The organism is Nostoc sp. ChiVER01 (assembly GCF_034531155.1).
Lineage (GTDB): Bacteria > Cyanobacteriota > Cyanobacteriia > Cyanobacteriales > Nostocaceae > Nostoc.
Genome location: NZ_JAVRBS010000007.1, coordinates 169358 through 182488 on the forward strand (window position 1 = coordinate 169358; position 13131 = coordinate 182488).

Below are 13131 nucleotides of genomic sequence, written 5' to 3' on the forward strand. Positions count from 1 at the left end.
ATGGTAGTTCTTTTCTCACTTTCTGCCAAAAGGGGGCTGTATTCAATCAGACACCCCTTTTTTCATGATTATCATTATTGTATTATTCTCTCTGCAAGCATACTACACAATAATTGTTCAAGGTCGCGGATGCTTTGAGGCTGACAAGATAATATTTTTAACCTCTAATTCCATTTGGTTTGCGTTCTCTCATATCGCTTTTAGTCTAAACTCCAGTATGTAGGAACCACTATAAAAACAAAAAGCACCTTTTTTAAGGTGCTTTTACAGTTGATACTATTTTGTTTATCAAACAATTATTTAAGCATTGTAATTGTTAGCCCGAGGACTACGAGCACCAGTTGCGGCTCCAATCATTGAAGCTATTAAACCCAACAAAGAACCAAACACAAACCACCACAATCCCGAACGTAAATTAGCTGCTGCATCACGAGCTTGTTGGGCACTGATATTTGCTTGTGGTACATTAACACCACCTTGTTGTTGTACCTGATTTATAACTTCCCCAGCGTTAGAAGCAGCAACACCAAAAGCACCAGATACTCCGCTTGCTAATAGCCATGAACTAACTGCTAAAGTCGTTGCCCAAAGAATTGCACCGTTAAGAAGAGCTGTATTGCGGTTCATTGGCCCACAAGCACGAGCTGTAACCCAACCACCAGTAAATAGGGAAATTAGTAAAGCGATAGTTGACCAAAGCCCCGCATTACCCGCAGCGTTAGGGGCGATTGTTCTGGGTGCGCCTGAACCTTCAACTGCGCCTGCTGCAAAAGCACCAATTATAGCGCTCAAAATTAATTGAGTAGCTAAAGCAACCAACAAACCAGAAATAATCGGCCCCCAGCGAACAAGATCATGATACTCACTTACTCGGCCTGCTACCACAGACTCAGTAGGAATAACGTCATTACCTGTCCGATTTACGTATGACATAACTTATGTTCTCCAGTGCTGTTTCAGCAAAGCTTACTCTCAGGTATATTCATGTTTATGCTTAAAATTAAATAGCTAAATCATCTACTTTTATATCTATCAATAGAAAGATTTTATAAGTATATCTTTAGTCAGAAAAAGCAGATCATAATAAACTTTAATATAAAAATTTTAATATCTAAATAATTTTTTAGAAAAGAAATTTTCATTAAATTTTTATATTAAAACACAATTAATTATTAACTATTATGAGAAACTAGCTTTAATTTTGTAAGCAATTAGACTTAAGACAAAACTTTGTAACAATCGTCAAAAGTTAAGAAGAATCAAAAATTAACGCATCCTCACAGCAGTACCTGTGGCAGTAATCAATAAAAGAACTCCTGACTGGTCAAGATTGATTGTGCCAGTATCAATTTCAATACCAATCACAGCATTTGCTCCTAAACGTTGTGCTCGTTGTTCTAATTCTTCTAATGCCTTGCGTTGACCCTGCTCAAATAGACGCTCATAGCTACCAGTGCGTCCACCAATAATATCTCGAATACCCGCCAGAAAATCCCGCAAGAAATTGCTACCGTAGACTACTTCTGCTGTCACAACGCCTAAATAGGACTCAATAACGGCTCCTTGAATTACATCAGTGGTAGTTATAATCATAAATTAGCCTCCCAGATTGTATATAGGTTGATACTTATTATTAAAATTTATATACAAAACTAGTTTGTATTCATACAAGCTTAATAAATATGCTCTCACATAATTTTAGATTGTGAACATATTTGTACTCTTACTCTCTGGCTAAAAACTAGCATTTAAAAAAATATTTAGCTTGTTAAATTTATCTTACCGTGTAATGTCTAGAAAAGGATATAAATGCCTAAATTGCGACTTCCTACAGGGTAGTATAAAAATGTGAATAATTGGATACAGAGTCAGCCATTTGTTCCAGAAAACAATAAACAGAAATAAATCTTAAATTTTCTAAAATTGGTAGCTCGCTTTCTAAAATTAAGCCAGATGCCTGTTAAATTTTTATAAGTGGCACGTATAACTACTGAGAAAAAAGTGTTATTTTGCTAGTCTACGAATTTATATGTAAGTAACTTCATCTAAACTTGATATCTTACACTTCCTCATTCAGTAAAAACCCTGTAATGTAGGTGGCGACTAATGTAAAGGAAAGAATCAATGAATTATTAACATCTTAATCAATACGAAGAAATACAGTTTTCAAAAGTCCATATTTTTGTTTTAATGTACAAGAAAAAAGTCCTCAAAAATTTCAGGAAATTTACTGTGTACAAGCCAACATCAATTGTGCTGAGTGTGTTGTTATTAGGATGTTTTTCTTTAACTATACCTTCAGTAGCTCAGGCTCAGGTATTAGTGGCGCAAGGCAAAAACCCAGAGTTAAAGCAACTACTAGAAGAAGGACGGAGGTTAGTGGATACGGGCGATTATGGTGGTGCGATCGCAGTTTATCAGCAAGCAGCTAGGCTAGATGCCAAAAACGCTAAAATTCATTCAGGTATTGGTTATTTATACGCACAACAGGGAAATTACCAGGCAGCATTAACAGCTTATCGTCGTGCGATCGCCATCAATCCTAACAATAGTGATTTTTACTACGCGGTGGGTTACATCAAAGCGAATTTGGGCGACACCCGTGGGGCAAAAGAAGGCTACCGTCGGGCCATACAGCTGAACCGTAATAACGTTAACGCCTATTTAGGATTGGCTGTGACGCAATCTCGAATGGGAGACTATAATGCTGCTAGCTGGGCATACCAACAAGCGATCGAATTGGATAAGAACAACGCTCAGACTTATGAGTTAATGGGTTCAATGTATAAACAGCGCCGACAAACCAAACAAGCAAACAGCTTGCTTCAGAAAGCCCGTGATTTATACAAGCGGCGTAATGACTCAGATGGCGTCAACAGAGTAGAAGCCATGCTGCGACAGTTAGGAGGATGAGATTAATCTAACTGGCGTCCCGTTAATTCCACAAAAATATCTTCCAGGTTAGAGGGACGCACCATCATTCCGGTTTTATCAGGCTGTTCATTCAAGTAGATATTTGCTGCTGACAAAGATGGGAAAAACAAATATTCCCAACTACGAGCACCATCACTTCCCACTTCAGATACACCTAATTGTTTCATCACCAAACCTTCACCGTGAGCAGAACGCAGTTGTTGTAAAGTTCCTAAAGAAATTAGCTTACCACTATCCATAATACCGATGCGTCCTGGCTTGGTAGAACCAAAAGCATCGCACAAAAATTCGACCTCATCCATATAATGGGTCGTTAGTAACATCGTCATTCCCTGCTTATTCAAATCTCGAATAATTTCCCAAAGCCGTCGCCTAGTTTGGGGGTCTAGTCCTACCGTCGGTTCATCCAAAAACAGAATTTGCGGTTGATGCAATAAAGCTCTGGCAATCTGCAACCTTCGTTTCATACCCCCAGACAGAGTTTTTACCAAATCATTACGTTTTTCTGCTAACTCAACATACTCTAGCCATTGATTAATTAGTTTTTGTCGCTGTGGGTTGCTAATGTGATGTAGCCTCCCATGCAGTTCCATATTTTCCCAAACGCTTAAATCGTTATCCACACTTACTTGCTGCAAGACTACGCCAATACTCTGTTTTGCCAGCATTGCTTGGCTCATCACATCATATCCGCCTACTTCTATCCGTCCTTTGGAGGGTTTAGTTAGTGTAGTTAGCATCCGAATTGTGGTGGATTTACCCGCACCGTTTGGGCCAAGTAAAGCAAATATTTCCCCCGCTTCAATTTGGAATGACAGATCATTTACTACAGGTATATTGTTGTAAAACTTGTAGACATTTTCTAGAAAGACAGCAGCAGTCATAGTCACTTTGCTCCAATAAAAATTTAACGAGGTTCAGGGGTTTAAGTCCCCTACTTCTATCAAGCAGCGCGTGAAAGTGTCGGGGTCTAAATCCCTGTTACAAAATGCAATTGCGAATTGCGAATTGGTTTAATTTCTCTTGGCGATTATATCTAGAATGACTGTAATTAATGTGTCTGGGTCTATTGGCTTAGGAACGTGCTCCTGAAATCCGGCGGCTAGAGCTTGTTGGCGATTAACTTCTCCAGCGTAAGCCGACAAAGCTAAAGCCAAAATTCGCCCACCTTGTTCGGGTGGCATGGCTCGAATTTGTCGAATCAGCATATAGCCATCCATCTCTGGCATTCCAATGTCACTCAACAAAATATCTGGTGGTGATTGCTCTACCGCTTGCAGTGCTTCTATTGCCGATGTCACAATACAAACCTCTCCTCCCGCCTGCTCAAGAACAAAGCCCAAAAAATCACGGATATCTTCATCATCATCAACAATTAGTAACCGTATTCCTGTCAGAGGTGAGGTGTTAAAAGTCAATAATGAATAGTCTTCTTCTGCTTTCTGGCTAGAACCTAGTGTTTTCATCAAAGGAAACCTGACATTAAAGGTGGCTCCCTGTCCTTCTCCAGGACTGTCTACTTGAACAGTACCTCCATGCAGTTCAACTAGATGACGGACGATCGCTAGCCCCAACCCTAATCCGCCAAACTTCCTAGTTGTTGTCGCATCCGCCTGACGAAAGGATTCAAACACGTAGGGTAAAAAGTCAGGATTAATACCTTTACCCATGTCGCTAACAGTAATTTGAGCCTGCGAGTCTTGGCACTCTAAGCGAATTTCAACCCGTCCACCAGTGGAACTAAATTTTACAGCGTTAGTAAGCAAATTCCAAAATACTTGCTGTAAACGAGCAGAATCTCCCAAAATCTGCCCAATATTTGGGTCGAATACTCTTTCAATTTGAATTGACTTAGCTTCTGCTGCTAAACGCACAGTTTCAATAGCCGCTTCAATTGTCGATACCAAGTTAACAGGAGCCATTTCTAAATTGAGTTTGCCAGACAAAATGCGAGAGATATCTAACAAATCTTCAATTAATTGTGCCTGGAGTTTGGCATTGCGCTCGATTGTTTCCAAAGCAATAGCCGTTCTTGCGGCATTTAATGTTCCATTGCGAAGCAACCTAGTCCAACCCAAAATAGGATTGAGGGGCGATCGCAATTCATGTGACAACACTGCCAAAAACTCATCTTTAATTCGATTCGCTGTCTGAGCTTGTTCACGTGCAGCTTGCTCACGCAAAAAAAGTTGTTCGCGTTCTGCTTCTGCTTGTTTTTGCTTTGTAATATCGCGTGAGATGACTAAAAGTTGTGCAATAATTCCTGATGCATTTCGGACGGAAGTAATAATTACATCCCACCACTTCGGCTTGCCCTTTGCTGTGGGACAGTAGCCTTGAAATTGACCAACATTACCTATTTTGGCTGTAGCGATCGCCGCTTTGGCCTTTTCTCGGTCTTCGCCTTCCCAAAAACTAATCCACTCGGCGTTAAGAAAGGACGCAGGCTCATCAATTTCTAGAAGATGCAGCCCGCCTTTATTCAAGTAGAGTACCTGCCCATTTAACGTTAAAACTTTGATGCAATCATGACTGCTGTCCAAAATTCGTTGCTTTAACTCTTCACTTTCTCGCAGGGCGGCTTCGGCCATTTGGCGTTGCGTAGCTTGCTCATAGGCATTGCTGATATCCTTGAAAAGGACGGCGACTTGTCGCTGCTGCGGTTGCCCAATGCGGAATGCATAAACGTCGAACCAACGTTGTAGGGCAACAGCCCTATTCTCAAAGCGAACGGGTTCGCCCGTTATGGCGACTTTGCCGTAAATTTCAAACCAATGCTTGTCATGATTCGGAATTAGATCGCGTATTTTTTTGCCTTCTACGTCTTTGAGTCCTGTTTGTTTCTCAAAGGACGCATTGATTTCTAAAAAGCGGTAATCGTTTGGCGTGTCGTTTTCATCAAACAGCATTTCGATCACGCAAAATCCTTCGTCAATGGACTCAAACAGCGTTCGATAGCGTTCTTCAGATCGGCGTAAGGCTGATTCTGCAAGTTTTTGCTCACTGATATCTGTGCAAGTGCCATACCAGCGAATAATTTGACTGTTTTCATTCAGCATTGGTAAAGCACAGGAGAGATGCCAACGATAGGTTCCATCTGCCTGTCTCAAGCGATGTTCAACTTCGTAGCTTGTGCCCATTTGAACGGCTTGAGTCCACGTCGAGATGGTGTGTTCTCGTTCCTCTGGGTGGATAAGGTTCTGCCAACCGAACCCCTGGATTTGCTCTAGCGTCATCCCAGTGTAGTCAAGGCAGCGAGGGCTGTAATAATCTACCCGACCAATTGCATCGGCTGTCCACACCATTTGGGGAATGGATTCAGCCAGAAAACGAAAACGTTCCTGACTGGAAGCAAGGCGCACTCGTCCCAACTCTAAATTGGCAGCAACCCGTGCCAGTAATTCCCGTCGGCTGAATGGCTTCACCAAGTAATCATCTGCCCCAAACTCCAATCCTTCCACTGCCGATTCTTCTCCAGCCCGGGCAGACAGTAGCAGAATGGGAATTTCGCGCGTTCTTAAATTAGCCCGCAACTGCCGCAGCAACTCAATGCCATCCATTCCTGGCATCATGACATCGCTGAGGATTAAATCAGGCGGATCGTTATACGCGGCAGCTAGAGCGCTTTCACCATCAATTGCCACGTCCACTTTATAATATTCGCTAAGAATCCGTCGCAAATAATTCCGCATATCGGTGTTGTCATCCACCAATAAAATCCGGGCAGAAGAAACAGGGGAGAATTCTTCCTCTTCAAGAGTTTCTTTCGGCAGCCACCCTAAAGCTTCCTCAACATAAGACATTGCTCCAGAAGCAGTAGAAACATTGCTTTGACTAGTATTAAGGCAATTTAGGGGTAAGTGAGCCGTTCCAGTTGGCAATTGAACAGTAAATGTACTGCCTTGACCGAAGGTGCTGTCAACGGTGATTGTCCCACTATGCATCTGGACTAATTCTTGCACTAGCGACAGCCCAATGCCCGTACCCTCAAAGGTGCGACCTTTGACACCTTTAACTCGATAAAACCGCTCAAATAATCGAGGAACCTCATCTGCCGGAATTCCAGTACCAGTATCGCGCACTATCAGTGATACCATCATGTCAACCGGGCGCAAAGAAACCGCAATCTCTCCAACGAAGGTAAACTTCAATGCATTGGAGAGCAGATTTAACACAATCTTCTCCCACATTTCGCGGTCTACGTAAACGGGTTCTGCTAGGGGAGGACAATCCACAATTAATTGCAATCCCGCCGAATCAGCAGCAGACCGGAAAATACTTGCCAGTTCTGCGGTATAGGTGGCTAAATCAATTGGCTCATAATTAGCTATGGTGCGTCCGGCTTCAATGCGCGAGAAATCTAACAGCGTATTGACTAGTTTGAGCAGCCGTGTACCATTGCGCTGTACCATCTCTAATTGCGCTTGGGCTTTGGCTGGAAGAATTCCGTCTAATTCTAATTCAGTTAACGTCTCTTTCAGTGGCGACAGCATCAGCGTTAGGGGAGTGCGAAATTCGTGGCTGATGTTGTTGAAGAAGGTCGTTTTAGCTCGATCTAGTTCTGCTAGTGCCTCCAGTCGCTTGTGTTCTTCTTCATAAGCACGGGCATTAGCGATCGCGATCGTCATGTTGCCTACCAGCAAATCGAAAAACTTTCGGTAATCCTCCTCAAAAGCCCGGTAAGGATTGATGCCCAATACTAGTAATCCAAAAATTTGTTTTTGTCCAGGTGGGATGAGCGGCACGACCCAAGCAACTGAGGGGGGTTTGTCGCAAGCTCCTGTGGGCAGAGCTTCAAACTGATTTGTCAAATCATCTACGATTGCTGCTTCCCCGGTATGATAAACTTGTGCGAGTTTCCATGCATCGCTCTGTTGAGTTAAATTTACTCTCGATAGAATTGTTCCTGTTTCCTCGCTTAGAGTAGTTCCAACTAGCTTTGCACTTCTGCCATCTGGCTCAACCTGATACAGCATAGCAAACGGGATGTCATGAGAATTAGTTGCTAAAGCTTGAATTGCAGACAGGCAAGCCGCTTCTGTGGTCTTTGCTTGAGCCGTTTCTCTACTTAGTAAGCTCAGAGTTTGTAAACGGCGATCGCCCAGCACTCGTCCTGTTGTTTCACTAACAATACAAAAGACTCCGCCAACTTTCCCGCTCTCGTCTCGCACGGGGTCATAGGAGACATCGAAGTAAGTTTCCTCAATGTAACCGTGTCGATTTAAGAAAAATAAATGATCTTGCGCCCAAAATGCAATTCCTGTGGCAACAACTCCCTTAAGTAAAGGTTCTACAACATTCCAGGCTTCGCTCCACGCTTCATGAGCAGGGCGACCGAGCGCCCAAGGATGTTTTGAGGCAAGGGCAGGGCGATAGGCATCGTTATAAATCGTGATTAATTCCGAACCCCAAAAGAGGCAAATCTGAGCTTTAGAAGCTAGTAAGATGCTAATAGCACTCCGTAAGCTCTGGGGCCAATCAGCCACATAACCTAAAGCAGTCTGCGACCAATCGAGTGATCGCATCAGGCTTCCAATTTCGCCACCTTCAATAAAAACATTGTTAACAGCTATACCTTCTTCTTCAGGTGCCATCGCTGCTAGTTCTGATTGCTAAAGTATTTGGTTAACAGGTTTTCACCTGGTTTTCCTATATTATTATGTAACAATTTTTCAATCTGTTAGAGTGCTAGGGGAATTAGTCTGCTTCGTCCATTCTCCCATCGATTGACACTCTGAAATGACACCCAACTTTACTGGCAAACTTAACTTCTTAAGACAGTTACAGTAGCTGCCGAGCTTCTCGAATCAACGCCACCTTAAAAGGGCTAGTCATTTTTGAACAACAAAATTCCCGACTTATTTGAGAAATCGGGAATCTAAAATTTCAATTTTCACAAATCAAATAGAATTCATATAGCGATTTTGATAGTAAGCCAAAATCTGGTTAACTCTTTGCCGACTTTCTGAACCAGAGTTTGCTGTCCACGAGATACACAAGCCATCAATTTGACTTTGATTGTAATCAAACTCTTGGGATGACTGGGGAATTAACTCCACTTCTACCCCTTTGACTTGATGTAAATGAGCTGCTATCTCTCTATAGACAGCTAAAGGTAAACCAGCGAATTCAATTTTTTCCTTAGTCTCCATCTTTATGAAGCTCCAACATTGACAGGATTTGAGGGAGGCGTTGTCACTGACACAGGATTGCCGCTAGCAGATGCAGCTGACGGCGTTGAATTGACAGCCCCTTCTCCTACCATTTTGGCAACTTCAATACCATATTGTTCAAGAATCACGATCGGATTGTAGCCCTGATTCATTTCAATACGTTTAACCAGTACGCCATTTGCTAATCGCTGTCCCGCCTGCACATAGCGACTCGTCGGCTCATCCGGTACTTTGATAATTGCCTGTGGTTCCTTACTAATTAAAACTACACCAGTCACAACAACTGCCTTTGCTAACTCAGGTTGTGCTGGCGGTGGCAATACAGATATTAAAGCTGGGTTAGGGACAACTTGAGGCAAAACCTTAGGTAAGACTGAGATCAAACTAGGATTGACTTTTTTTGGTACAGAAGCAATCTTATTTTTTTTCTGATTTAAAGCTATTTTGGGTGTTGGAAGTTTTCGGACTGTTATTGATGGAGTAGGTAGCTTAGGCACCACAGGAACCGGTCTTCCAGATGTTTTAGGCATTCCGGTAACCGTTTGCCCGAAAAGTTGTGCAAACGGATCACTTCGATCTTTTGATAGTTGAACTAACTGTACCCGCTCTGTAGCATTAGTGGATTGAATCAAGTTAGCAGATGCAGGAGTAACTTGTGAAACCTCTTTGGCAGGTATCACTGGATTTTTAAAGGATTGAGTGGTTGGTGGCGACTTTGCTGCTATTTTAGGAATCGGCGCAGGATTGATGGCTTGTGGTGTATCTTCAGAAGCACATCCAGCGATCGCCAAAGTTAAAATAGCTGCAATTGTAATTTTTAAATTTCTGCCCATGAGCTGTTCTCAAAAGCCATTGAAAAATTGGAACGTGGAAATCAACATGCCTAAAACTTGTATCAAAGGCAAAGTATGTTACCTTTATAACTTAATTTTTTAAATTTTGAGGGTTATTTTTAGCACTACCTACTGGGTATAACTGCGGCTTGGTGTTTATGCAATCAATCTTCTGCCACACCCATAAGCTGTTTCATCAAATCCAGACCTTTCTTAACTCTACGGGAAACTGTTACCACACTAATTCCCAGATGTTCTGCAACTTGTTTTTGTGTTAAATCTTGTAAAAATACACATTCCAACACATCGCGGGTGCGTTGTTCTAGCTGAACCAATGCTTGTTGCAAGCGAAGTTGGTCTTCTTGTACTAGTTGAAAGCTGCGATAGTTAGGATCTGGAACTAATTCTCCCAAACAAGTAGAGCCTTCTTCTCCATCTTGGATTGGCACATCAAGACTCAAGGGAGCGCGATTTATCCACGCTAATTTAATTTCTTGCCATTCGTTTGGAGAAATTTCCAGTGCTGTTGCTAATTCCGAGTCTGTTGGTTGGCGATTATGCTTTTCACGCCAAGAACGTGACACTCCTATTGCTTGCTGTTGCAGTGCTAACCACTTGCGAGGAATTCGCACGGTGACACCTTTATCTCGCAGATAGTGTTGAATTTCACCCCGAATATAGGGAAGAGCATAAGAACTAAAGGCATGTCCCTTAGAAAGTTCAAATTTTTCAATAGCCCTGATTAAACCCAAAGATCCAACTTGGAGCAAATCATCGTAGGTTTCATGACATTGATTCGTCCAGTAGTGAGCTTCTTTTCTCACAAGTCCAATATTGAGTTTTACCAGCTTATTGCGAATACTTTCTGACGGAGATTGCTGATATTCTCGCAACAACTGCCAAATTTCATGTTTCAGTTCATTGGTTGTTGTGGTAGGCATAGCACCATGTTTATTAAGTAAATCAACAATTAATTTCTCTGTTTTAAACTCTGCTGCGATGGCGTACCCGCCTTTTTCGGTGGCGATCGCACGATATCAAAGCTAATGTCGTGCTATATGCTTTAGCAAGTTCTCTGGTAGATAACAACGTTTTTCTCAAGAAAATTCCACAGACTTACTTGACAATCGAGCAAAGTTTAAATAAGCAAAATCGGTATATTCTGTAGCTGTTTTTAGGACTACATAGAAATAAAATATAAAATTAGTTACCAAATATAAAACCGAGATTGTACTTAACTTTAATTAATTAATGCTGAAGCTAATTTCTATAAAAAAAACAACAGTAGCCGTAATTTTGTTGGATAAGCAAAAGTTTGATTTACAGTAAAATTACGTGTTCATTAAACTAAATTCATCCAATAATTAAAAATTACTAATAATTTGCCGAAAATAATACGTAAATTTACGCAAAAAGAGATAACAAAAGGTATTTCACCCTTTGTTGTATTTAAAGTTTTCTCTATATTCAATACGGTTCAGTTAAGGCTAAAACTTTTTATCAAAGTCAAATTTTTTAACGTAGACGCAAAGCGGTGAAGCGGTGTGGTTTTCTCCCAAAGGGAGAGGCTAACGCCTGCCGTAGGATGCCCGAAGGGCTGTAGGGGGTTTCCCCATGAGCGACTGCTGTTAGCGCAACGTAAAGCCTTCTCTACGAGAGGCTGCGCCCTAAGCGTAGCTATGCCGCAGGCTTTACGGCATGGCAAATTTTGGAGACGCTGTGCGTAGCTTGCTTCCCCGTAGGACTACGCTTAGAGCGACGTTAGGAGCGTTACCCGGAGGGCTTGCCGCAGTCTACCGCAGAGGCGCAGAGAAGCCAGTGCGCCCTTGCGGTTTCGCGACTTGTTCGTCTTTGGCGTTCCCGCTCTTTAGCAACTGGCGCAAAACAGAGAAAAGAAAATGCTTAACCCAAGTGTATTATCCTTTATTTGTAAAAAACGCTAAAAAAAAGGCAGGGCTGTTTCATTCTTTAAAAGCCTCTTGAAAAGCTGGGAACAAGGGAAGGAAGAATTTTTCTCTTGTCTCCCCTTGAACCTTTGTCTCTTTTCGTCGCTGTAATGCTTTTATAGAAATGAAACAGCCCTGAGAATGGGGGCAAAAAAGTTAACTTTTGTTATGAAACCTGATGCTTACAGAATTGTAGTTCTGAGTGCCAGTCAGTTACCTAACTCCAGAGAGTTTAGGCACGAGCCGGTTCAACCCGTGCAAAAAATAGACCGCGAATCTTAACTTCTTTAGGTTCGCCAGCACCTAAATCTGTATCAGATGGCTGTTCGCTCTCGAAAGTACCAGCAATTTCACCACTAGAGCTATCAACTTTAGCGATTTGCAATGAAATCTTGCCATTAAGATTTTCAGCACGCTTGACGTTAGTGCGGGTAAGTTCTTCATCATCCGCTTGGGCGGGGAGAGCCACAGCATTATCGTAGCCACTAACGACACCACGACCCTTTGGATCTAGGAAGGCAGCACCACGGTAGGAAGGAACTTTGAAGGTGCCTTCAAAGTCTGTAGAGGTGTTAATACTGCTCAAACTGGGTTGGGTTTGAGCAACCAAGTTTTTGATAGTAAAGAGGAAAGGTACTCGTTCACCACCAGGAAGTTGCACAGTGATGGCTTGGAAGTCAAGACCATCTGTTTCCACAAAGGTGAGGCTATTATCTGAGTTGATTTTTAGGTCGCCTTGTACCTGGTCAATGGTGGAAGTGTATCTGGTCAACAATTTGCCAGCAACAAATTCTGCTTGTTGGCGTTTATTAGCAGGTTCTTCTTTGATAAAGAAGCTAGTTGGTTCTAAGCAAAGTTCTTTGATGGTGTATGACTGGCTAGAATCAATGGGAATGGAGCCACGGCTTGTTTCTGCTAGTTGGGGGCATTTGTTAGCCAAGCCAGTGCCGCGAATTTGATCGTAAGTGAGTACATCTCTACCACTACTAACGGCAGGAGCATCACTACAAGCTGTTATTAGCCCCAGGCACAAAGCCAAGAATGCAACAATTAAAGCGCGATACCTCATGGTCAACCTCAATCTCAAAAATTAATATCTAAGTTGTAAAACTGCATCGAAGCTTTGATTTTTGACGAGAAGCCATCCTTTATCGGACATTGTATTGCTCTGATTCTTGAGTTGAAACAAGTGTCCGGGCGTATAGGTTGGCAGTCGCCACTCAAACTTTTCTCTGCTAAACGTAC

At 42.2% G+C, this 13131-nt stretch carries 9 protein-coding genes; 1 reads left to right on the forward strand and 8 read right to left on the reverse strand.

Features of this window, described 5'->3' with window-relative positions; genetic code table 11:
- Positions 1-300: 300 nt before the first annotated feature.
- Complete coding sequence (locus RMY00_RS12125) at positions 301-933, reverse strand: hypothetical protein (RefSeq protein ID WP_322647773.1); 633 nt, start codon at positions 931-933, stop codon at positions 301-303.
- A 333-nt stretch (positions 934-1266) separates the two neighbouring features.
- Positions 1267-1593: a YbjQ family protein gene (locus tag RMY00_RS12130; RefSeq protein WP_322647774.1), complete on the reverse strand. Its 327-nt coding sequence runs from the start codon at positions 1591-1593 to the stop codon at positions 1267-1269.
- 639 nt (positions 1594-2232) lie between these two features.
- Between RMY00_RS12130 and RMY00_RS12135 the strand changes: the two genes are divergently transcribed.
- A complete protein-coding gene (locus RMY00_RS12135) occupies positions 2233-2913 on the forward strand; it encodes a tetratricopeptide repeat protein (protein ID WP_322647775.1) in 681 nt (226 codons plus the stop codon).
- 2 nt (positions 2914-2915) lie between these two features.
- Here the strand turns inward: RMY00_RS12135 and RMY00_RS12140 are convergent, their stop codons facing one another.
- From RMY00_RS12140 to RMY00_RS12165, 6 genes are all read right to left on the reverse strand, one after another.
- Positions 2916-3818: an ABC transporter ATP-binding protein gene (locus RMY00_RS12140; protein WP_322647776.1), complete on the reverse strand. Its 903-nt coding sequence runs from the start codon at positions 3816-3818 to the stop codon at positions 2916-2918.
- Between the two features lie 129 nt (positions 3819-3947).
- A complete protein-coding gene (locus tag RMY00_RS12145) occupies positions 3948-8528 on the reverse strand; it encodes an ATP-binding protein (protein ID WP_322647777.1) in 4581 nt (1526 codons plus the stop codon).
- Between the two features lie 306 nt (positions 8529-8834).
- Positions 8835-9086: a hypothetical protein gene (locus RMY00_RS12150; protein WP_322647778.1), complete on the reverse strand. Its 252-nt coding sequence runs from the start codon at positions 9084-9086 to the stop codon at positions 8835-8837.
- Positions 9087-9088: 2 nt separating this feature from the next.
- Complete coding sequence (locus RMY00_RS12155; protein ID WP_322647779.1) at positions 9089-9940, reverse strand: hypothetical protein; 852 nt, start codon at positions 9938-9940, stop codon at positions 9089-9091.
- Between the two features lie 164 nt (positions 9941-10104).
- Positions 10105-10881 carry an RNA polymerase sigma factor SigF gene (locus tag RMY00_RS12160; protein ID WP_322647780.1) on the reverse strand — a complete coding sequence of 259 codons (777 nt, stop codon included), beginning with the start codon at positions 10879-10881 and terminating at the stop codon, positions 10105-10107.
- Between the two features lie 1237 nt (positions 10882-12118).
- Positions 12119-12955 carry a photosystem II manganese-stabilizing polypeptide gene (locus RMY00_RS12165; RefSeq protein WP_322647781.1) on the reverse strand — a complete coding sequence of 279 codons (837 nt, stop codon included), beginning with the start codon at positions 12953-12955 and terminating at the stop codon, positions 12119-12121.
- Positions 12956-13131 lie beyond the last annotated feature (176 nt).